The 23,018-nt window shown below is 40.0% G+C and carries 22 protein-coding genes; 4 read left to right on the top strand and 18 right to left on the bottom strand.

The features are described from left to right. Positions 1-15: 15 nt before the first annotated feature. Positions 16-987, bottom strand: a complete 972-nt coding sequence (gene corA, locus K8L98_RS09455) for a magnesium/cobalt transporter CorA (protein WP_223441680.1) — start codon at positions 985-987, stop codon at positions 16-18. Positions 988-1,133: 146 nt separating this feature from the next. On the opposite strand from corA, the gene K8L98_RS09450 reads away from it, so the two are divergent. Further along, on the top strand, positions 1,134-2,285 hold the full coding sequence (locus tag K8L98_RS09450; RefSeq protein WP_223441660.1) for an aminotransferase A: 1,152 nt from the start codon (positions 1,134-1,136) through the stop codon (positions 2,283-2,285). A gap of 68 nt (positions 2,286-2,353) precedes the next feature. Here K8L98_RS09450 and K8L98_RS09445 read toward each other — a convergent pair whose 3' ends face one another. From K8L98_RS09445 to K8L98_RS09430, 4 genes are all read right to left on the bottom strand, one after another. Further along, positions 2,354-4,183: a PAS domain S-box protein gene (locus K8L98_RS09445; RefSeq protein ID WP_223441658.1), complete on the bottom strand. Its 1,830-nt coding sequence runs from the start codon at positions 4,181-4,183 to the stop codon at positions 2,354-2,356. 280 nt (positions 4,184-4,463) lie between these two features. Beyond that, complete coding sequence (locus K8L98_RS09440) at positions 4,464-4,637, bottom strand: hypothetical protein (protein WP_223441655.1); 174 nt, start codon at positions 4,635-4,637, stop codon at positions 4,464-4,466. Positions 4,638-4,692: 55 nt separating this feature from the next. Continuing rightward, positions 4,693-5,352: a carboxymuconolactone decarboxylase family protein gene (locus K8L98_RS09435; protein ID WP_223441653.1), complete on the bottom strand. Its 660-nt coding sequence runs from the start codon at positions 5,350-5,352 to the stop codon at positions 4,693-4,695. A 189-nt stretch (positions 5,353-5,541) separates the two neighbouring features. Beyond that, positions 5,542-7,659 (bottom strand): peptidoglycan D,D-transpeptidase FtsI family protein, encoded by a 2,118-nt coding sequence (locus K8L98_RS09430; protein ID WP_223441651.1) that lies wholly within the window; start codon positions 7,657-7,659, stop codon positions 5,542-5,544. Positions 7,660-8,045: 386 nt separating this feature from the next. On the opposite strand from K8L98_RS09430, the gene K8L98_RS09425 reads away from it, so the two are divergent. Continuing rightward, complete coding sequence (locus K8L98_RS09425) at positions 8,046-8,807, top strand: CAP domain-containing protein (RefSeq protein WP_223441649.1); 762 nt, start codon at positions 8,046-8,048, stop codon at positions 8,805-8,807. A gap of 33 nt (positions 8,808-8,840) precedes the next feature. Here the strand turns inward: K8L98_RS09425 and K8L98_RS09420 are convergent, their stop codons facing one another. From K8L98_RS09420 to K8L98_RS09360, 13 genes are all read right to left on the bottom strand, one after another. Beyond that, positions 8,841-9,311, bottom strand: a complete 471-nt coding sequence (locus tag K8L98_RS09420; protein ID WP_223441648.1) for a GNAT family N-acetyltransferase — start codon at positions 9,309-9,311, stop codon at positions 8,841-8,843. Then, positions 9,299-10,174: an NAD(P)-dependent oxidoreductase gene (locus K8L98_RS09415; protein WP_223441647.1), complete on the bottom strand. Its 876-nt coding sequence runs from the start codon at positions 10,172-10,174 to the stop codon at positions 9,299-9,301. Before K8L98_RS09415 ends, K8L98_RS09420 begins: the two co-directional genes overlap by 13 nt. 184 nt (positions 10,175-10,358) lie before the next feature. Further along, on the bottom strand, positions 10,359-10,859 hold the full coding sequence (locus K8L98_RS09410; RefSeq protein ID WP_223441646.1) for a hypothetical protein: 501 nt from the start codon (positions 10,857-10,859) through the stop codon (positions 10,359-10,361). Further along, positions 10,856-11,329 carry a hypothetical protein gene (locus K8L98_RS09405; protein ID WP_223441644.1) on the bottom strand — a complete coding sequence of 158 codons (474 nt, stop codon included), beginning with the start codon at positions 11,327-11,329 and terminating at the stop codon, positions 10,856-10,858. Before K8L98_RS09405 ends, K8L98_RS09410 begins: the two co-directional genes overlap by 4 nt. A 77-nt stretch (positions 11,330-11,406) precedes the next feature. After that, positions 11,407-12,192, bottom strand: a complete 786-nt coding sequence (locus K8L98_RS09400) for an SDR family oxidoreductase (protein ID WP_223441642.1) — start codon at positions 12,190-12,192, stop codon at positions 11,407-11,409. Positions 12,193-12,301: 109 nt separating this feature from the next. After that, positions 12,302-13,330 (bottom strand): spore photoproduct lyase, encoded by a 1,029-nt coding sequence (gene splB, locus K8L98_RS09395; RefSeq protein WP_223441640.1) that lies wholly within the window; start codon positions 13,328-13,330, stop codon positions 12,302-12,304. 233 nt (positions 13,331-13,563) lie between these two features. Beyond that, positions 13,564-13,806 carry a transcriptional regulator SplA domain-containing protein gene (locus K8L98_RS09390; protein WP_223441636.1) on the bottom strand — a complete coding sequence of 81 codons (243 nt, stop codon included), beginning with the start codon at positions 13,804-13,806 and terminating at the stop codon, positions 13,564-13,566. Positions 13,807-13,844: 38 nt separating this feature from the next. Continuing rightward, positions 13,845-15,383: an ATP-binding protein gene (locus K8L98_RS09385; protein ID WP_223441632.1), complete on the bottom strand. Its 1,539-nt coding sequence runs from the start codon at positions 15,381-15,383 to the stop codon at positions 13,845-13,847. Positions 15,384-15,537: 154 nt separating this feature from the next. Then, positions 15,538-17,253, bottom strand: a complete 1,716-nt coding sequence (gene ptsP, locus K8L98_RS09380; RefSeq protein ID WP_223441629.1) for a phosphoenolpyruvate--protein phosphotransferase — start codon at positions 17,251-17,253, stop codon at positions 15,538-15,540. Then, positions 17,253-17,519 carry a phosphocarrier protein HPr gene (locus K8L98_RS09375; RefSeq protein WP_029281636.1) on the bottom strand — a complete coding sequence of 89 codons (267 nt, stop codon included), beginning with the start codon at positions 17,517-17,519 and terminating at the stop codon, positions 17,253-17,255. The genes ptsP and K8L98_RS09375 overlap by 1 nt, the downstream gene beginning before the upstream one ends. Positions 17,520-17,618: 99 nt before the next feature. After that, entirely contained in the window at positions 17,619-19,718 is a 2,100-nt protein-coding gene (gene ptsG, locus K8L98_RS09370; RefSeq protein WP_223441626.1) for a glucose-specific PTS transporter subunit IIBC, read from the bottom strand. A gap of 225 nt (positions 19,719-19,943) precedes the next feature. Then, positions 19,944-20,786 (bottom strand): glucose PTS transporter transcription antiterminator GlcT, encoded by an 843-nt coding sequence (gene glcT / locus K8L98_RS09365; RefSeq protein ID WP_223441624.1) that lies wholly within the window; start codon positions 20,784-20,786, stop codon positions 19,944-19,946. A gap of 301 nt (positions 20,787-21,087) precedes the next feature. After that, positions 21,088-21,477: a DUF6843 domain-containing protein gene (locus K8L98_RS09360; protein ID WP_223441622.1), complete on the bottom strand. Its 390-nt coding sequence runs from the start codon at positions 21,475-21,477 to the stop codon at positions 21,088-21,090. 137 nt (positions 21,478-21,614) lie between these two features. Between K8L98_RS09360 and K8L98_RS09355 the strand changes: the two genes are divergently transcribed. Further along, entirely contained in the window at positions 21,615-22,034 is a 420-nt protein-coding gene (locus K8L98_RS09355) for a hypothetical protein (protein ID WP_223441620.1), read from the top strand. Positions 22,035-22,202: 168 nt separating this feature from the next. Next, positions 22,203-23,012, top strand: a complete 810-nt coding sequence (locus K8L98_RS09350; RefSeq protein ID WP_223441618.1) for an HAD family hydrolase — start codon at positions 22,203-22,205, stop codon at positions 23,010-23,012. Positions 23,013-23,018: the final 6 nt, after the last annotated feature.

Raw genomic sequence — 23,018 nt, 5'->3', positions numbered from 1 at the left:
ATTATGACGGCTGCTTTATAGTTTAGTGCCTTTGTGATACCTGAACCAGCCCATTTTTGCAAAGAAGTAAATCATGCCGGCTGCAATGAATACCATTATGGCGACAACAACAAAGTAATTATATTTTCCGGTCAGCTCGGGCATATATTGAAAATTCATGCCATAGAGCCCTGCAATAAATGTGAGGGGGAGAAAAATGGACGAAATCACGGTCAGCGTCATCATGACTCTGTTCATTCTGTCAGAGCTGATTGATAGATAACTGTCTCGAATATCCGCACTGAGTTCACGGTTGGCATCAATCATTTCGACTAATTTCAAAAGGTGATCATAGATGTCCTGAAAGTAGATTTCATCTTTAATATAGGCCTTTAAGCCGCTTGAGCTGATGATGCGGTACAATAAATCGCGCATTGGAATGATTGTTCTTCTCAGCATATACAAATCTGTCCGGATATCAAAAACGCCTTCCATTAATTCGCTGATGGTCAAGTCTTTTGTGTTTTCCTCTATCTCGTTTAATTGATCTTCAAGCTTGTAGACTGGCGGAAAATATTCATCCACAAGGTGATCCATCAGCTGATGCATTAAGAGTGATGGCCCGCCTTCCTGAAGAAGAGAGTCTTTTTTTAGTTTGAACCAAATATTATTCAAATCACGAATCGATTTTTTATGAAAGGTTACGGCGTAATTTTTTGCTACAAAAAGATCCAGCTCTTCAGCTTCTAATGTTTTTTGCTGAATCGAATGCATGACGACAAATAGGTAGGTATCATATGTATCTACTTTTGGTCTCTGAACAAATTCCACACAGTCTTCAATGGCAAGCGGGTGAAATTTAAAAAACTTGCTTAACAGCTTCGTCTCTTCTGCTGTCGGGTCCTGAAAATCCACCCAGTACCATTTGATGTCAGGATTTTTTAATTCTTTTAGCGGCAGGTCATAAATGACTGCTCCAGTTGATTGAACGGCAAGTGTACGTATCATTATGTCACATCTTTTCTGTTTGCTATGAATTTTATTCTTCTTCTATTCCCCCTAATCTATGTTCCTAAACAGATAAAGAAAAGATGATATACGCAGAATAATTGTGTATGATGGTAAAAGAACTACATATATAAAGGATGAACAAGATGGAACATCTCATTAATAAAAACGTGAAGAACATTCAAATTTCGGGGATACGGCAGTTTTTCAATATGGTTTCTGAATTTGAGGACACAATCTCGCTCACAATCGGACAGCCTGATTTTTTCACCCCTGCTCATGTAAAAGAAGCAGCTGCCCAAGCAATAGAAGAAAATTTCACGACCTATACTCACAATGCGGGGTATTTAGAACTCAGGAATGCAGCTGCTGACTTTGTAAAAGTGAAATATGATTTAGTTTATGATCCGGAAAATGAAATTATCGTGACGGCCGGGGCCAGCCAGGCAATAGATATTTCCTTCAGGGCAATTCTTGAAGAAGGCTGTGAAGTAATCCTGCCTGGCCCTGTTTACCCGGGGTATGAACCGATTATTTCCCTTTGCGGAGCAGTACCTGTTCATGTTGATACAGCTGACCATGATTTCAAGTTAACGGCTGAACTGATCAAACTGAATATAACGGAAAAAACCCGCTGCATTGTCCTTCCTTATCCATCTAATCCGACGGGTGTGACTTTGCACGAGGATGAGCTGAAGAAAATAGCCGATGTCATCAGGGGCAGGGATATCTTTGTTCTTTCGGATGAAATCTACAGTGAGCTTGTTTTTAACGGGAAACATCACTCAATTGCCAAATTCTTGCCCGAACAGACCATCGTCATCAATGGATTATCCAAATCCCACAGTATGACAGGGTTTAGAATCGGTCTGTTATTTGCTCCTGCTGTTATTGCAAAGCATATTTTAAAAGTGCATCAGTATAATGTATCCTGCGCTTCTTCTATTTCTCAAAAAGCGGCATATCAAGCTCTTACTGATGGAATCAATGATGCTGTTCCAATGAATCAGGAGTACAAAAAACGGATGAATTATGTGTATGAAAGATTGGTCAGCATGGGTCTTCAAACCGTTAAACCCGATGGTTCCTTTTATATTTTTCCGAGCATCAAACAATTCAGTGTTTCTTCGTTTGATTTTGCTTATTCTTTGGCAAAAGACGGAGGAGTTGCAGTTGTTCCCGGAACCGCGTTTTCAAAATACGGGGAAGGATTTATCCGGATATCCTATGCCTGCAGCTATGAGCAGCTTGAGAAGGCTTTGAACCGTATGGAAAAGTATCTGTCATCCTTAAGATAGGCTGTTTCTCGAAGCTTATATAAGTCCTAAATAAAAACTGGCCAGCGAATGCCCTGAGGCTTCACTGGCTAGTTTTTTTCGGCTTCAGCCGATGGCAATTTCAATGTGAAGACAGTACCCTGTCCAAGCTCGCTTTCAATGGACATGCTGCCTTTATGGTTTTCAATAATTTTATATGTAATCATCAAGCCAAGACCCGTTCCCTTTTCCTTCGTTGTAAAAAATGGCTCGCCAATTTTTTTCAGCACTTCATCCGGAATACCATCACCCTCGTCTTTTACCTTCACGAGTATATAGTCTCCTTCTTGCGTGGAAGACAGCGTCACTTTTCCTCCATTTGGCATGGAGTCTATTGCATTTTTTATTAAATTGATAAAGACTTGTTTGATTTGATTCTTATCACAATTGATGCTCATCTGATCCTGCGGGTGCTGATGTACGATCATCACATTATTCATGATAGCCTGTGTTTCAAGAAGAGTTGCAACATCCTGAATAAGCGTAAATAAATTTGTTTGCTTCAAGACTCTTTCCTGTGGTTTGGCAAGCATTAGCAGTTCGCTCAAGATGAGTTCGATCCGGTTTAATTCAGAGAAGACAATCTCGAAGTAGGTCGGCTCCCCTTTTCCTGCAGAACGCATGAGCTGCAGAAACCCTTTGATTGCTGTCAGCGGATTCCTGATTTCATGGGCTATTCCGGCTGCAAGCTGTCCTGCAACGGACAATTTTTCTGAACGAAGCATTAACTCCTCTGCTTTTTTACGATCAGAGATGTCTCTTAAAATAACCTGGACAGCAGGTTCGCCAAAATATGTAGTTGGAATGCAGACCATTTCCGTATAGATTGTGCTGCTCTTATATGTATGCCATGATTGCTTTGTTACTTCAACATCCGTTCTTAAATGAACTATATTTTGCAGTTTTTCTTTTACTTGCTCATGATATTCCGGATCGAGAGAAGAAAATATGTTTTTTCCAAGCATATCAGGATAATCATCTGCTTCAAAAAGCTTTACGCCTGATTCATTAATAAACACCCATTTTTCCCTGTGTATGACGGCAATCGTATCTATGGAGTTTTGAATGAGCAGCTGATACCGCTCTCGGCTTTTTTGCAGGATTTTCTGAAACTTTTTTCTTGAAGAAATATCAAGAAGGACTACAAGCTCTGCAGGCTGATTTTTAAAAACAGCGGGTGCTGCCTTTATCTCGACTTCAACAGGAGACCCGTCGAGCCTCCTCCATGTTTGTTCAATCTGGCCGACATACGACCCCTGCTGCATTCTTTGAATGCGGTTTTTGACAATGTCATGATAATCATGATCGATAATGTCCAGCACGTCTTTCCCAAGCAGATCTTCCTTTGAGCTTCCCCCTAACAAGTCAATTAAAGCCTGATTCACATAGCATAATTGACCTTTTTGCGAGATGAATAAGGGGCATGGCATTCTCTTAAGCAATTCACTTGCGTTTATATTTATTTCTTTTGCCTCATCAATTAAAAGCGGATTATTCATTTGAACGGGCTTTGAACTGAACTCCTGCTCGTGTGATTTAAGCAGTTTAATCTTAAGGATGATCTGATTTTCTTTTTTACCTGAAGTCGATTTAATAAAATCAACGGTTGCTTCAAGCCAAATAAACGCTCCATTCTTCATTAAAAAACGAAACGTGCATGGATGGAGGTGGTGTTCGTTGTAAAAATAGCTCTCAACTAAAAATAAATCATCTTTATGGACATAATCCTGCAAAGAAGTTCCAATAAATTCTGCACTGGTAAAACCCAAATGCTCTTCACAGTTCAAAGACATGAATTGAAATCTTCCATTATCGTTCATAACTGCAAATAATTCCGCCTGCGGCAATACTTGATATGCGCTTTCTGTCTCCTGCTTCATGCATTGCCCCCCTTTATGTCCTTTTCACATTTGATAACGTACCTGCCTGCTGGTGGGATGGATGGATGGATGGATCGGCTAAAATGAGCGTAATGCGGCAATGACGAGGAATAAAGAAAAGATCAGCTTATCTGGAGTTGGCCTTCGTCTACAGAACGTTCGATTTCACTTAACAAAATTCGATTTTCTTATTCAAAATTCCTTTTTAATTTCCTTAAAAAGTTAATTTTTTTAAATTAAGCATAAAAATAAAATAAGCCGGGATTGTCCCGGCTTTCGATTATTCCTTATATTCGCCAAAATTTTTGGCCGCTTTTTCTTTTTTTGCTTTTTCTTTATGAGCAAGATTGGCTGCAGCGCTGCCGAATTCCCCGCTGAATTCAGAGTCAATTTTGCTTGAATCAAACCCTTTTTTATTTTTTTGATCTGCATCGTTTTTGTTCGTTTTGGACATTCTGAGTTCACTCCTAATCAAAGATTGTTCTTAGTCTTTTCATCTCTTGATGAGGCTATTCTTCACTGCCCTGCTCATAAGATTGCAGCATATTAACAGCATGTGTCACAGCACCGCCAGACCGGAGCAGGGCGGCAGTCATAACGGCTTCCGCCAGCTCTTCCTTTGAACAGCCTTCCTTTTTGGCTTCAGCTGTATGTGAAGCAATGCAATAAGGGCATTCAGATGTATGAGCAACAGCAACTGATATTAATTGTTTCAGCTTTGCAGTGAGTTTGCCTTCCTTTGAAGCTTTTGAAAAAAACGCCATTGCTGTCTGCTGTATTTCAGGAGAAAGATCCGTCAAAGTATTAATGTTTGCTAAATCATCCCTGCTGTAAAATGATTCAGCAAGCTTTCCATCGTAAGCACGGTGCATCTGAGTGCGGTGAGCATAAGCTCCTCCTGCTTCGATTGCAGCTGCAGCCATGACAGCTTCAAATAATTCCTCGAGAGATGCTCCAGCTTTTTTCGCTTTTTTTGTATGAAAATCAATGCAATAAGGACATTCGGTCACATGTGAAACAGCAACTGCTATAATTTCTTTTTCTTTTCTGGATAAATGCCCCTCATTCAAAACTGCTTTGCTGAATGCAATATACGATTGATAAAGCTCTGGCGCTAACTCGGGAAATTTCTTCATGAGCTGTATGTTTTCAATTGAGTAAATCCCCATTTTATCCCTCTTTTCTGGTTATGGAATTATTTTTTCCTTCTATATAACTTGTTACTCATAAGAAAAGCAGAATAGATCCTACAGAAAAGTTCAGGTATCACTTTTTACGTTCTGATGGAGAAGTTAGGAGCTGGAACCAGCTTATCTCACAAAAAAAGCTTTCCTATAAAGGAAAGCTCAGTCTCGCATTTATTCTTCAGTATTTTCCGCAGTTTCTGCAGACTGTTCTGTTTCAGCATTTGGATCTTTTGGTTCCAGGTTCGCGTATGCTTCGATTGCTCTTTTTGCAATGTACTTGTTTACAGGATGGGAAGCTGTTTTACCGGTATAAGGAACAATTACACTGATGGCAACTTCAGGCTTTGATGCAGGATAATAACCAACAAAAGCCAAGTTATTTGTTTCCGTTCCCCAGTATGCACGTTTGCTTTGCTCGCCGTAATAACTGGTTTGTGATGTTCCTGTTTTCCCTGCAACATCATACTCACCAAAAATACCTGCTGCTGTACCGCCTGTTTGCGTAACGGCTTCAAATCCTCTTTGAACTTGTCTAATATCTTCTTCTGAGTTATTGATGCGGTTTAAAATCCGTGTTTCATGCTCGGTTACAATCGAACCTAGCTCTTTATTGTCCGCAGGTGAATGAATGCTTGTAACAACGCGCGGTTCTACGCGATATCCGCCGTTGGCAATAACTGATACATACTGCGCCATTTGCAGCGGGGTATACGTATCAAACTGACCGATTGCCATATTTAGCAGGATACCATCGTTTGGTGGTGTTACTTGCTGACCTGTTGCTTCATTAGGCAAGTCAATACCTGTTGGAACTCCCAGACCAAATTGACTGTAGTAATTTCTCATCTTCTGAAAGTCACTTGAAGATGCATTGAATGTCCTATTAGGAATATACGTTTCACCTGCTATATCGTAAGCAACTCTGAACATATAGACGTTGGAACTTCTTTTTAATGCTGTTATATCATTTACAGGTCCCATATTGCGCACTGATTTTTTCGGTTTAGTACCTTTTATTAATAACGGAGTATCATTATAAACCGTCCCACGGGATATTCCATTTTGATACCCTGCTAAAACAGTAGCACCTTTTATTGTAGACCCTATTTCATACTGCGAAGTAAAGTTTCCAATTATATAATCATTAATCTTTCCATCTTCAAAATCATATTTCTTGCCCGACATCGCAAGAACATCACCCGTATTCGGATCCATCATTACGGCAAACGCTCTGTCTGCAAGGTGATTTCCAGTCTTGCCGCGGGCAACTCTAAGCTCTTCTTCAACAATAGTATCCAGCTGCTTTTGCAGTTCAAGATCAAATGACAGTTTCAGGTCATATCCGCGGCGGCCTTCATCGATCATCGTTTCTGAAATGACTTTGCCGCTGCTGTCCGTTACATATTGAACCTTGGCTTTTCTTGGATTCAAATAATCTTCGTATTGATATTCAAGATTGCTTCGGCCGACACGTTCATTTCTTGCATAGCCGCGGGCTGTATAGTATGACTTTCTGGCTTCGAGAATTCCCTGCTTGGGAGTCGTTACACTGCCGAAAACTCCAGTCAGCAGTTCTCCATTGGGATATGACCGTTTCCAGTCAGTAATAACATCAATACCTGGGAGGAGTTCAAGATTTTCCGCTACACGAGTCAGCTCTTCTTTTGTCAGCTCCTCGCCTTTTGTCAGCTCCGTAGCTTTTACGATCTGAGGTTCGTAGGCATAGCCTGCTGAGAATCGTGTGTATAAGGCAACTACTTCAAGCTCGTTTTTATTGCTTTTTAGTTTGTTAAGTTCAGCTTCAGGGACACGATCAATTTGAAGCTGGTACGTTTCGCTCCCCTTTTTCTCTTTTTCCTTCGTTTTAAGAAGTTTCGCTGCTTCTTCCGGGTTTGCAGCAACCCAATAGTCTTTTAAATCTCTGTCCTTTAAAAATTCAGTTGGAACTTCTATTAGAGATGCAAGCACTTTTGCTGTTTCTATTTTATCTGATGCTTTCGTTGTTTTTTCTACTGTATATGTGATGGCCTCAACACCAATGTTTTCAACAAGAACATTTCCATTCCGGTCATACATCTTTCCGCGCGGTGCAGGAAAGCTTGCATAGTTTGACTCAGTGCGGCTGACTTCCTTTGAAAATTCCTCACCCTGAACAATTTGAACAACACCCAGCCGAATGATTAGCGCTACGAATAGTAAAAACACAAAGAAAAAGAAAACATTGATGCGGATTAAGCGCGTTTTCTTCAATTTTCGCAGATCAGCTTGACTATTACTTGGCTCAGTCAACGAATTTATTCCCCTTTCAAAATCGATCCTTGGTTAAGAGATCCTTTTAACGTATTTCAAACTCTATTGTAACACTTGCGTAACACTTGTTACATAAAAAAGGGAGTTAAATTTTTGTCAAGAAACAATTCAATGAAAAAGTTAGTACAACTGGATATATATGGGGAGTTTTTTTGACGGCAGCGAGTGAGGAATATTTCATTTGCAAAGCTATAAAACTAGTGATACTAAAGGTTTGTTACCGCTTACTTAATGTAAGCCGCATAGATTAAAAGATTGCATTCTGTCAATGGAAAGCAATGGTTCATATGTTACAAAAATCGTATGTTACGATGTTGTTGTAGCAAGAGAGCACCAAAAAAAAAACTCTTAGGAGGAATTTTTTCATGAAGAAATCTATCGTACTTTCAGTTGCGGCAGCAGCTACTATTTTTACATTTAATGCTGGAGGCCCATCTGCAGATGCAGCAGCTCCACAGCAATCAAATATACAGGTTAAAGCTTACCAAATCGCAGGCCAAAACTGCAATTTAAATCAAGCACAAACACAGGATCTATTACAGAACATCAACAATCCTGAGCTTCAAAAAATGGTTGAACAGCAATTAAGCCAATTTAAAGCACAGCAAGGCCAAGCTTCAGCTCCAGCACCACAGCAAAAGCAACAAGCAGAAGCTCCAAAACAAGAAACAGCTCCGGCACCAGCTCAGAAAGCTCAGCCAGAAGCTTCTAAAGAAGCAGCTCCAAAGAAAGAGCAAACACAGGCTTCTGTAAGTGAATTTGAGAAAAAAGTTGTTGAATTAACAAATGCAGAGCGTGAAAAGCAAGGCTTAAAACCACTTCAATTAGATGAAGAATTAAGCAAAGTGGCTAAAGAAAAATCAAAAGACATGCAAAGCAAGAACTACTTTGACCACAACAGCCCAACTTACGGATCACCATTTGATATGATGAAGAAGTTCGGCGTTGAGTACAGCTCAGCTGGTGAAAACATTGCTAAAGGACAAGCTTCTCCTGAAGAAGTAGTACAAGCATGGATGAACTCTGAAGGCCACCGTAAAAACATCATGAATTCAAGCTTCACTCACATTGGTGTAGGCCATGTAGCTGAAGGCAACTACTGGACTCAAATGTTCATTGGTAAATAATAGGTTTTCAGATTGCAAGATAGCTAGAGTTTTCTAGCTATCTTTTTTTATCTTCATTTTTAGTCTGACCATATCCATGCACTGAATGCCATTTTCAAAAATGGGTTCCGGGTAATGAACAATGAAGTAATTTTCGATTACTTTCTTCATGCGAAATCCGCATTTTTGATAAAGGGCAAGCTGATCTAAGCTTGAGTTTCCTGTACCAATCTCAAGGAAATCCATGTTTTGATCTGCACAGGCTTGTTTAGCATGAGCAATAAGTTTTTTTGCTATTCCTTTGCCCCTGAATTTCTCATCCACCGCAAGATTCATTATTTCCATAGATGCAGGTGAAATCGGCATCAGCACCATAACTCCTGCTATATTCTTCTCAAGCTCCGCAAGAAAAACGGTCCCTTTTTTGAGATATTGTTTGATATTTTGTTCGGAAGGATCTGCCTCGAGCAAGAGATCCATCGGTGCTGCACTATTGCCCAGCATCTTTTTGATTACGATTTCCATAGCTTGTACAGGGCCTGTGTGCCGCTGTCACCTTCACCCTTTTTCTGAAGCTCTGTGTAGAGTGAATGAGCTAACGTTAATCCTGGTACCTCCATCTTCATATGGTCAGCTTCTTCAATAGCAATATCCATATCCTTTATGAAATGCTTTACATAGAAGCCTGGTTCAAAATCCTCTTTCAGCATTCTTGGTGCAAGATTGCTCAGTGACCAGCTGCCAGCTGCACCTGCGGAAATGCTTTTTAAAACATTTTCAGGATCGAGACCAGCGTTTTTTGCATAAGCAATGGCCTCACTGACTCCAACCATGCCAGCAGCTATCGCAATCTGGTTGCACATTTTCGTATGCTGACCGCTTCCCGCTTCTCCCTGATACACTATATTTTGTCCAATGACAGAAAAAATCGGCATGCATGCGTCAAATGCTTCCTGATCTCCACCTGCCATAATAGATAATCTCGCTTCTCTTGCCCCTACATCTCCGCCTGAAACTGGTGCATCCAAGGCATGGATATGGCGCTGCATTGCTGCTTCATAGATTTTTTTTGCAAGACTTGGCTTAGAAGTAGTCATATCTATAACATATGTACCTTCCTTGGCAGAGTTCAAAATGCCTTTTTCGCTCAAATAAATTTCTTCCACATCAGAAGGATAGCCGACCATTGTAATAATATAGTCAGATTGGGATGCAAGCTCTTCAATCGTCTCCATCCAACCTGCACCGGCCTCTATCAGTTCAGATGCCTTTTCTTTCGTTCTTGTATAAACCAAAACCGAGTAACCATCTTTGAGCAAATGCCCTGCCATACTCTTCCCCATTACTCCAATCCCAATAAAACCGATTACACCTTTTTCTCCAGTCATTTTTCATCTTCCTTTCTTACTAGAAAAGCGCAAGCGTCCGTTTTGCTCAGGCATGACAGATAAGAATCCGGCGGAAAAGTCCGGGTTTGACCTTTCCTGCGGATTTATTCTGGCCGAAAAGCTGGGCGATTACGCTTGCCATAAATGCGCAAAACTTATACTAATTCATCTCTCAAAAGACCATCTAAACGATGGAAGACTTTTCTTTAAGCTTAACATATTCTTTCAATACAAAATGAAAAAAAATGAGAAGGAAAGTTTGAATAAACAGATAAACCGGAAAGGAATATTGCATTTTATACCCTTTGCTGAAATCAAAAATGCCGGCTAAAACAGCAATCCATTCATAAAAAACAGAAAACATGGACCAGAGGATAATATAAACAATTGTAATCATGCCCCTGATTCTCCATTGCTGGTAAAGATAGAGAAAAAAGCAGCCAAAAAAACCATACATGCTGTAATAAATAAAATCCCAAACCTCAAATTTCGGAGAATCATTCACATCATAAATATCATAAGGAGGAAGGTCTAAAATATGATCTGCAGTAAGTCCTATAAAAGCGCTGAAAGTAAAGATCAGCATCGTTATTGCAGGCGGAAATATTTTTGGAAGCTTCACTGATATCCAGAGTGCCGTCAAAAGAGTGATCACAATATATAATTCGTTCATCATGCCCATCATCGCATTGTGACCCCCTTTTTTAAGATTGGGCGAAACACAATGAGTGCAGCGACTCCGAAAAAGTATAACAAGGACGAATGCAGAACAGGTATCAGCCATCTATTCTCAAGATAATTCATAATTTGAAAATAGGAGCAAAGTTCTTCCATTGCGAAAATTAATGAAATAGAAAAGAACAGCAGAATTAGTTTTGCGATCGATTTCTTCAGCCTGAAATAAACATGGACAATCATAAGGAAAAGAGTGGGGATGATAAGAATTCTCTGCAAAATAATAACTGTCAATGCAGTAGGAGTCTCATATGCTTTTGCCCACTCCAGATTTTCCATAATGACGGAACAAAAGCTGTTATTTACAATAGAAAGAATCATAAAAACAAAAATGGATTCAAGACCATTCATTTTTTTTGGAAAGAAAACGTACAAGTGTATTGCAAACCATAATAAGATCACAGCGAGTACGATCGCCATATATATGCCACCCTCAGTATTGGATTATCTGATTTAGTTTTCTTCAGGGCAGCAAATCCTATACAAATTAACACTTATTAAACAGATTTCACCATTCCGCCGTCAACCAGGTGTGTCTGCCCAGTTACATAACTGTTGGCATCTGAGAGCAAGAAAAGAACATAGGCTGCAAACTCGGACGGTTTCCCGTAGCGTCCTGCAGGAATTTTCCGCTTTACTTCTTCTTCCACTTCACTGACGCTGATGCCATTCTTATCTGCTGCAGCCTGATCTAGAGAAGCGACTCTGTCCGTTGAAATTCTGCCCGGTGCTACTGTGTTGATCAAGATTTGATAAGGGGCAAGTTCTGATGCCAGTGTTTTAGTTAATCCGACAATTCCAAGACGGAACGTATTTGATAAAATCAAACCTGGTATTGGTTCTTTTACTGAGGAGGAGGCGATGTTTACAATTTTCCCGCCCTTGCCTCTCATATAGGGTAAAACAGAACGAATTAAACGCACATGACTTAATAGATTTAACTCGAACGATTTTTGCCAGTCCTCATCACTCATTTGCTCAAATAGTCCTGAAGGGGGACCGCCTGCATTATTCACAAGAAAATCAATCGTTCCAAAACGTTTCACCGTTTCTTCCACCAGCTGGCTGATCTCATCTGCATTTGATAAATCGCATGCTTTATATTCTACGAGGCCAGTACCTTTTTCAGAAAGCTCATTTTTCACTTTATGTAGCTTATCAGGGTTTCTGCTTGTTATCATGACGCTCGCGCCTTCTTTTACAAGCTCTTCAGCAATAGCTCTTCCTAATCCTTGACTTGATGCTGCAACTAGAGCCACTTTTCCTTTTAATCCGAGTTCCATAGCTAACACTCCCATTATTTTTCTCATTATTATAGTAACAGTCTTACTTGTATTTTGCTTAAATAAGGATTCAGAAAATAGAAAAAACAAGGGCTGCACACCTTGTTTTCTAAGTGAAGTATTCAATCTTTGCATTTGGAAAGAAGTCATCAATATACTTTTCAAGTGTTTCTCTTAAATCAGCTTCCTCATCTTTTTGATAAATATATTTGCCGATTCCGTATCTTCCCCATTTGTAGCGGCGGTCATCTTCATTCATCTCGAGCTTTGATTTTGGATAATTTTTTTCAATGACGCGCTTGGCAGGCTTTGTAAACCGGTGCTGGATCATTTCAAATGTGATATCATCCCGTGTTTCTTCAGGCAAAAGCTGATCAAGTTTCGAAAACAATTCGTAATACCCTTCCCGCCATCCTTCATGAATATAAATAGGCGCCACAATAAATCCGAGCGGGTATCCTGCCCCCGCTACCTTGACGGCTGCTTCTAGACGTTTATTCAGCGGCGATGTGCCTGGTTCAAAATTTTTAATCACAAAATTGGCATTGATACTGAAGCGAAAACGTGTTTTTCCTTTATGATCTGCATCAAGCAAATGATCCACATGATGAAACTTTGTGACAAAGCGCAATCGGCCCATATCCGTGTTCCCGAAGAATTCAATCGCTCTTTTTAGCGAATGGGTTAAATGATCAATCCCGACGATATCAGACGTACAGGATGCTTCAAACCGGGTAATCTGCGGTGTGCGTTCAACCATATATTCCTGTGCCCGCTGAAAGATTTCTTCTGTATTCACATATGTGCGGATATAAGGTTTGGAGCCCATAGTTGTCTGCAGATAACAGTAATGACAATGCCCCATACACCCTGTTGCAAGCGGTATCGCATATTCAGCAGATGGTTTTGAAGAATCAAAGTCCAGTGTTTTTCGAACTCCTACCACAAGAGTGGATTTTGCATTTCTGTACTGCTGCAGATGGTTATTGCCCGGTATATTTCTCACTTGATTATGTGAAGTCGTTTCTCTGATTTCAAGTCCCATTTTTTCAAATTTCTCTTTTAGCTCAATCCCAAGCGGATATTCAAGCGCTCTAGGCTCAATATAGACAAGCTGCGGCACAAATGGTTTAACCATGAATACACTTCCTTTAACTAAAGCGGTATACCATTAACCTTTGTTATCAGCATGGTTCATATCCTTTTTAAAATTTTCCTATACAGAAATGCGGAACCGACTGTTCAGCTCCGACAGACAGATAAGGATCCGACAGAAAAGTCCGGGTTTGTTTTTGGGCGAATCCGTTTTTCCAAATCTGTCCCAACACACACACATCCAAAAAAACCGCAGCCAGCCAGCTGCAGTGTTTTCTACTCATATTGTTCATAATCAAACAGCTTATTGTACATCACTTCCGCATCTGAATATGAAGGGAAGATTGCGTCCTCTTCATCTAATAAATGATAGGAATCATGAATAAATAAGGCTTTTTCACCAGGGTGATTCGGATGTTCCACGATTTCAGCCTGCTGGATATTGGCTACATTTGCTGCATGCGGATTGCGGTAGATGACGTATACCTTGTCTCCTGCATTTACGTCTTTCTTTTCCACTTTTCATCACCTTTCTTTTGCGCTTGATGATGTTAGTTTCACCTTATTAAGGAATGTGATACAGGAAAAGTAACGATGACCGTTGTTCCTTCGCCTATTTGGCTTGTGATTGTTATGTTTCCATTATGCTGCCGGATAATTTTTTCCGTAATGACTAAGCCTAAACCAGTTCCTTTTTCTTTTGTGGTAAAGAAAGGTTTTGTCACCTGGCTTATTAGATCAGCCGGAATGCCAGGCCCTTGATCTGTGATCGTGATTTTAACGATGTCATTTTCAGCTTGAGCGTCCACAATTATTTTTCCGCCTTTAGACATAGCATCAAACGCATTTTTCAGAAGATTGATCAGCACCTGCTTAAGCTGATTTTCATCTCCTTGAACAGCGGGGAGTTCACCTTTGCACTTAAACTCAATGCCAATGTTTCTAAGCGCGCTTTCTGTTGAGAAAAAACGGATCATTGAATCGATCAGTACTCTCATATTTATTTCTTTTTCATGAACTGCCTGCGGCTTTGAAAGGATTAGAAACTCGCTGACTATACTGTTCATGCGCTTCAGCTCTTCAAGCATGATTTTAGTGTAATGAGGGTCAATGATTTCCTTTTTTTCATCCATCATTTGAAGAAAACCTTGAATCACCGTGAGCGGATTTCTGATTTCGTGTGCCACTCCAGCAGCCATTTGACCCGCTACGTTTAGCTTTTCCTGCTGAAAAAGTGCGAGCTCATCAGCTTTTTTGTCAGTCACATCCCGAATCATTTCACAAAAGGCAATCAGTTCGTTTGCATGGCTGAACAGCGGAGTTGTTGTTACCTCCACTTCTACTGCAGAACCTGATTTTGTCCTGTCTCTACGGGAAGTGACTCCTGATTCGCTCCCGGTCTGATAAGGATAAATGCTTCCGACAACTTCACCTTCACTCCATCCGTACAGATTTAAAAACGCGGGATTAACAGCCCTGACTGTTTGATCCGGTCCAATAATGGCAATAGCATCATGGCTCTGTGAAAATATCAGGTCAAACTTTGCCTCAGTTGTTCTCAAATTGCTTGAAATCAAGTCATTTTGGAGCTGAACTTTGGTCCACAGAAAATTAATAAAACGAATATAATAGCTAAGAATTACTACAATAATGACCGCGAAAAATACGTAATACATTACGTCTATTCTTTCAAAAGAAGTTGAGATAATCTCATAGTTGCTCAGAAAAAAATAAAACTGGCTGCATATGGTTATCGCACCTGTTATAAATAAATAGGTCATTTTCTGAAAAACAGCGCTGAAAATAACCGGAAACAGCAGGAAAATAAAATTTACAATATAGGGATCTGTATAATTCAAGGCAAATAAATAGCTGTATATAAGAGCGAGTGAGCTCCAAACAAAAAAAGAATCCTTTTTTATGAACCTGAGGATTAGTGTATAGCCAAGAAAAATCCCTGCGAAAACCATCACAATAGGATAATACTTAAGACTTCTCTCTATGAATAAAATAAATAGTGCGTCCAGGATAAAGATAATCCACATGGACTGCAAAAAAAGCTTTTTCCGAAGAACTTGATCTTCTATCCGTTCCAAAAAATCTTCCCCATTCTATCTGCATTCGAGACTATTTTAACACAGAAGGATTTAAGCGTGGGAAAATTACGTTTATTACCCTTAGTGAATAAAAAGAAATAGGCCTTATTGCTACAAAAAAAGACCTGCTTAAGCAGGTCTTTTTCATTTCAAATTAAAGATTAAATTTCGTTTTCACAAATGCAACAACTTCTTCTGTTGTGCTCATAGAAAGAATTTCTTCTTTGAAGCTTGCTGCCTCTTCTTTTGAAAGATTTTTAATAAGAGAACGTGCTGGAAGGATAGATGTTGCACTCATAGAGAACTCATCAAGTCCCAGACCAAGAAGCACTGGAATCGCAAGCGGATCGCCAGCCATTTCTCCGCACATTCCTACCCATTTGCCTTCTTTGTGAGCTGCTTCAATGACAAGCGTCACAAGACGAAGAATGGCAGGATTATAAGGCTGATACAAATATGAAACACGCTCGTTCATACGGTCAGCAGCCATTGTGTATTGAATCAGGTCATTTGTTCCGATGCTGAAGAAGTCAACATCTTTAGCAAATTGATCTGCAAGAACAGCAGTTGAAGGAATTTCAACCATCATTCCAATTTCAATGTTATCTGAAACTTGCACACCTTCATTGACAAGCTTTTGCTTTTCTTCTAAAAGAATGGCTTTAGCCTGTCTGAACTCGTCTACAACTGCAATCATCGGGAACATGATTTTCAAGTTGCCGAACGTGCTTGCACGAAGCAATGCACGCAATTGAGTGCGGAAAATTTCCTGCTCTTCTAAGCAAAGGCGAATCGCACGGAAACCAAGGAATGGATTCATTTCTTTAGGCAGATTCAAGTATGGAAGCTCTTTGTCTCCGCCAATGTCAAGGGTGCGAACAACAACCGGCTTGCCTTCCATGCGCTCAAGCACAGCTTTATATGCTTCGAACTGTTCATCTTCAGTCGGAAGCTGATCGCGTCCCATGTAAAGGAATTCTGTACGGTATAGACCAACTGCTTCTCCGCCGTTCTCAAGAACGCCGCGAACATCGTCAGGCGTGCCAATATTGGCTGCAAGCTCAACGTGCTGTCCGTCTTTTGTTACCGTTTCTTCATTTACAAGTTTCGCCCACTCCGCTTTTTGCACTTCGTATTGAGCTTTTTTCTTTTCAAAGCCTGCAACTACATCCTCAGAAGGATTTACAATAACATCTCCATCAATTCCATCAACAATGACGATGTCGCCATTTTTAATGTCAGCTGTAGCTGTTTTTGTTCCTACTACTGCAGGGATCTCCATTGAACGAGCCATGATGGCTGAATGTGATGTTCTGCCGCCGATATCAGTTGTAAAACCTAATACATACTGACGATTCAGCTGCGCAGTGTCAGAAGGTGTTAAATCTTCTGCAATGATGATTACTTCTTCAGAAATCATGCTCGGGTTTGGTATCTCAACGCCAAGCAAGTGTCCGATCACACGTTTCGTAACATCGCGGATATCAGCTGCACGCTCTTTCATATATTCGTTATCCATAGACTCGAACATACTTACAAACATATCAGCCGTTTCTTTCATTGCAAATTCAGCATTAACTGCTTCACTGCTGATTTTATCTTTAACCGGGTTAAGCAATTCTGGGTCGCTTAAAACTAAGATATGAGCTTCAAAAATTTCAGCTTTATCTGCACCTAATTCTCTGAATGCATGCTCTTTAATTTTTAAAAGCTCTGATTTTGATTTTTGGATGGCTTCATCAAAACGAAGAACTTCAGCAGTTTTATCTGCTACTTCTTTTTTTGATACTGTCAGATCTGGTTCTTCTAAGCGGTAAGCTTTTGCAATCGCGATCCCAGCTGAAGCTCCGATCCCTTTTAATTCGAGCATTATTCGCCTAAGCCTTCTTTTTTCATTGTTTCTTCAAGAGCTGCGATTGCATCGTTTTCGTCTGAACCTGCTGCAGAAATTGTGATTTCTGAATCTTTAGCGATTCCTAAAGACATAACACCCATGATTGATTTTAAGTTAACTGTTTTGCCATTATATGCTAAGTTCACATCTGCATCAAATTTGCTTGCTGTTTGAACAAGCACTGTAGCCGGACGTGCGTGGATTCCTGATTCTGCTGTTACTTTAAACGTTTTCTCTGCCATAATTAATCAATCTCCTTCATATTTAAATAAAGCTAGTACACAATATATTATCATAACAGCCGCATCACATGATTGACAAGTGATGCGACCTCATTCATTTTATTTTTCTATAGAAATGATGTTTTCTTCTCCTGCTTTCACACTGCCGGATGATTTTATTACGACAGATTCGCCTTCATTTAAATTCGTGAAAACAATCGGCGTCATAATAGAAGGAGCATTTTGCTTAACGAATTCCAAGTCTACTTGGAGCAGTTTTTGTCCTTTAGTGACAATGTCACCTTCTTTAACAAATGCTTCGAAGCCTTCCCCTTTAAGGTTCACAGTATCAATTCCGACATGAATTAAGATCTCGTTGCCGCTTTCTGATTCAAGGCCAATTGCGTGCTTAGTAGGGAATACATTTAATATTTTGCCGTCAACCGGTGAAACGATCGTGCCGTCAGCAGGCGTAATCGCAAAACCATCACCCATCATTTTTCCTGAGAATACTTGATCAGGCACTTCTGTGATTGGATGAATGTCACCTGTTAAAGGAGAAACAAATGAAAATTCGCTTACTTCGTTTTTAAGAGGTCCTGCAACAACGTCCTCAACTTGCTCCTGAACTTCTTTTTCAGCTGAAACAGGTTTAGTCGGGCGAGGCGTTTTGCCTGACATCACATCTTGAATTTGTGTTTTCAGGTTATCCGATTTAGGACCGTATATTGCCTGAATGTTGTTTCCAACTTCAAGGACTCCTGCTGCTCCTAAACGTTTTAAGCGGTTTTTATCGACTGCTTTTACATCATTAACCGTTACACGAAGGCGGGTGATACAAGCGTCAAGGTGCTTGATATTTGAGCTTCCGCCTAAAGACTCAAGAATGTTATATGGAAGATCCCCAGCATTTTCGCCTGCTTTATCATCTTCTGTTTCTGCTTCAGCATCCTCGCGTCCAGGTGTTTTAAGGTTGAACTTGCGGATCGCAAAACGGAATCCGAAGTAGTAAATCACTGAGAATACTAAACCTACTGGAATAACAAGCCACCAGTCTGTTCTGTTTGGAAGGATGCCGAACAGGAAGTAGTCAATGACTCCTCCTGAGAATGTCATCCCGATTTTCACATCAAGCAATTGCATCGTCATGAAAGACAAACCTGCAAAGACAGCATGAATGGCAAATAGAATTGGTGCTACGAATAAGAATGAGAATTCAAGCGGCTCTGTGATCCCTGTTAAGAAAGATGTTAAAGCAGCTGAACCCATGATACCTGCTACAAACTTTTTGTTTTCAGGTCTTGATTCATGATAGATAGCAAGTGCAGCAGCAGGAAGACCGAACATCATGAATGGGAATTTACCCGTCATATATGTACCGGCAGTCAGTTCTGCGCCATCTTTGATTTGTGCCATGAAGATACGCTGATCTCCGCGGACAATTTCCCCTGCCTGAGTAGTGTAGTTTCCAAACTCGTACCAGAAAGGAGAATAGAAAATATGATGAAGACCAAAAGGAATTAATGAACGTTCGATTAAACCGAATACGAACGCTGCCAATGTTTTATTGGATTCAAGCAGCCCTGTTGAGAAGGCGTTTAATCCACCTTGAATCGGCGGCCAGATAAATAGCATAATCAAACCTAATACTACTGCAGAAACAGCCGTCATAATTGGAACGAAACGCTTTCCTGCGAAGAAACCTAAATATTGAGGCAATTCAATTTTAAAGAATTTGTTGTACATGTATGCACCGAGAACCCCGACGATAATACCGCCAAAGACACCGGTCTGCAAGGTTGGCATTCCGAGGACTCTCGCATATTCAGGATGAAGCTGCTGGAAGAATTGCGCAAGCTCTACAGCATCGCTTGGAATTTTCCCTGTTTGAAGCAGCACAGCACTCATGGTTGCATTCATAATTAAGTATCCTATGATTGCTGCAAGACCTGCAACCCCATCACCATTGGCAAGGCCAATCGCTACACCCACCGCAAATAGAAGCGGAAGATTTGCAAAGACAATATCACCTGAAGATTCCATTACTTTTGCAACAAGCTGTACAATTTCATTTGTTAAGAATGGAACTTTTGATGTGAGCTCCGGATTTTGCATCGCATTACCGAATGCGAGCAGGATACCTGCAGCAGGCAAAATCGCTACTGGAAGCATAAGAGCTTTACCAATTTTTTGGAGTACTCCAAATAAATTTTTAAACATGTGTTTGACCTCCTTGTAAAAATAGTTTGTGTAAGCAGCAAGCAAAAAAAACATGAAAGCAAATTACAAGCGTTTACATTTCAGACCTAAAAAGAACAACAAAAAAAGCATGGTGCAACAAGGACGACCGTGCACAAAGGGTATATTCCCCCTATTAGCCGGTTTTAACACGTACTTGTTCACTCATGCCTGATCGTATCAGTAACACGTAAGGTACTTTTCTCATTAAGTTTTGTTTGTTAAACGGTATAAATGCAATGTTAGATAAACAGCCTCAGCTTCATAGACTGGTTTTTTTAGAAATTGCTGCATCACTTTTATCATTTTCCAAGATGTATTGTAGCATAGCGGATATTCTTTTTTCAACAATAAAGTAAACTTTTCTGGTTCTTCAACCGTTTCACCTGAGAGAACCCTTTCAATCGTGTATCTTAAGTGGCGGACAAGCCGCAGATAATTGACGCTGTCATGATTCACTTTTATTTTCATAGAGTCTTCAATCACTCCTACCAATTGATTTATCAGCTGAGAAAACTGGTTCACATCTGCAATCGGCTTATTTGTGATGGCACTATGGATATGAAGGGCAATAAAACCAATTTCCCCTTCTGGCAAGTTTACTTTAAGTCTGTCATTGATCATATGAATAACTTCTTCAGCGACTAAGAATTCATTTGGATAAAGCGTTTTTGTTTCAATCAGAAATGGATTTTTAATGTCCATCCCTTTTTGAAGACGTTTAATCGCAAATGTAATATGATCAATCAGCGCAATATGAATATGTTCATTTAAAGGCAGCTTCACCCGCTCTGCTATAAAGTGAATCACATCACTGACAACCTCAATCATGTCTTCATCGACAAAAGGAAGGAGCATCTTAAATTGTTCCTGCTCTTTTTGATTCGTAAGGACAAACATCTTCTCATACGAATCCTCCTGCATCATGTCTCCGCGTTTCTTGCCAAAACCGATGCCCTTTCCAATCAAAACAACCTCTTCATATGAATCATGCTCGGCAATAAGCACATTATTATTTAAAACCTTTTTTATTGTAAAGGACTCCTTCACGAAATCCTCAGCTCCTTTTATCTCTCAATGCTTCATATCGTACATAAAAGCATGTGATTACGTCAACTGCGAAATGCTGAACGGACTGAAAGACATGCAGTTTCGGCACAAACATTCTTACTTAATTTAGGTATTTTTCATAGAATTTTCTTAATTATGGAAGTTTCAACATTGGTTCGCGGGCTTTTCAAATAATTTTGGGTACTATCCAGCTTAAGTGAAGCATTTTTTTAATAATTTCCCCATATTGTGAACAATGAAAATAATACCTGCCTATCACTAATTAAAGATTTCTTGAATACTATCGATCTTCAGGCTTATATTCGGTCGTCTCGAACTTCTTTTTATCTCCTACAAAAAAGTATGTTTCTCCTTTTTTGCCTGTTTCATCCCCGCTTGATGCCCCGTGAATCATTTTTCCAGGAGAAAGTTCTTTTCGGTCCCCATCTTTATCCAAGTAGAAATAGTTTGTGGCCGCCCAGCCATCGTGGATATTTTTTTCATTCACGGATGCATGACCTTCTTTATTCACTTTATACTCTTTGACATTTTCTTCTGCAGAAGGATCGTTATGTACCGTTACCCAGCCGGTATAGCCTTCTGGAATTAAAAATGTACGCTGAGACTGATCCTGCTGCTTGCACCCTGCAAGGAACAAAACAGCTGTTAGAAATATTAGGAATGTCTTCATAAAAATGCCTCCTATACAAAATCATTATTCGTTAGCATCAACCATTGTTCTGAATCTATCCTTTCCACATTCAGCCTTGTAATTTATACCAGATGAGGACTTCATATAATTGGGGAAAGTAAACATGAGGTGTTTATATGAGAATAATAAAAGTAAGTATCTGTCTCCTGTTCCTTTTTCTCAATTTGCCCATTAATGAAGGAAGTGCCCAAACAAAGTCCGTCAAAGTGATTGATGTTGAAACTGGCGACGTCGTTAAAGATGTTCCCTCTTCAGCCTATTTTACAAATGAACTTAAAACGGCGATTGAGTCAATGAAGGGAATCACAGTTAAGGTGAATCCTCTGCCCAAGAAGGGGTATTTGATTTTAATACAGCCTACAGCGTCTCTTAAAGTGAAAAACAAATGGTATGACGGCATCGTTTCAGAAGGAATGATTGTCTACAGCAAAGAGGATTCTCCGAGACTCATTTTGTTTACAGACGAAAACAAACCATTATTTTTTGAAATGTCATACGATCCTAAGAATCTGATTCAGACTCTTGGTATTCAGTAGCTGATGTAGCCGTTCATCAGGCTTCGCTTCTCACAGGCGAAGTCTGATTAGGTTTCTCTTTTCCCAAACTTGCCCGGACGAAACAATTGCACCGCCGGGTATCTAACCCTATAATGAGACAGGTTAGGGAAAGCCCCGCAGAGAGATTCATCAAGGAGGAGATCAGAAATGATAAAACTATTTGTAAGTGATCTTGATGGAACATTATTAAGTTTTGAAAAAAAGGTGACGCAGCAGGATATTGCGGCTCTTAAAGGATTAAAGGAAAATGGCGTGGATGTATGTTTAGCATCAGGCAGAATGGATGTGGAGATTGGCGAAATATTGACGATGATTGGTGAAAAGTACCACCGCATCAGTCAAAATGGAGCTTTTATCAATACAGATAATGATGAATCTCTGCATGCACTGACCTTTGACAATGTGATTGCTAAAGAAGTTTTTGAACAAGTTCGTTCTACAGACTTTATCATAATCATTGCAGACTACAGCAAAAATTATACAGAACGGCGAGATGAAGTCATAATTAGCATTGAATCGAGAATGTTCTCACCAATAGAAGAGAACGTCAATCTCTTTCATGCCTTGGGAGAAGATGTCAAAGCTTCTAAAATCTCTATTTTGGGCGAATATAAAGCAATTTCCGATCTGCAGAAAAAACTGCAGGAAAGACATCCTGATACAATCGAGACTTACATATCTGACAAACAGTGTCTTGATGTCATGCCTAAAAACATAAGCAAGGGCAACGCACTGAAGATGCTTATTGAGCACCTTGGAATTAAGCCTGAAGAGGTTGCCTGCATCGGTGATTCATTCAATGATATTCCCATGTTTAAGATGACCCCGCACAGCTTTGCAATGGAAGATTCCCTTCCTGAAGTGAAAGCGCAAGCTGCCTACACAGCAGCAACTGTTCGTGAAGCCATTAATAAAGTAGCAGAAATAAATAAAATGCAGCTGCATTCAAAGGTATAATTATTT

The sequence above is a fragment of the Metabacillus dongyingensis genome (assembly GCF_019933155.2).
In the GTDB taxonomy this organism is placed as follows: Bacteria; Bacillota; Bacilli; order Bacillales; family Bacillaceae; genus Bacillus_P; species Bacillus_P dongyingensis.
The sequence above is the reverse complement of the archived record's forward strand: the minus strand, read 5'-3'. Positions and strand labels throughout refer to the sequence as shown.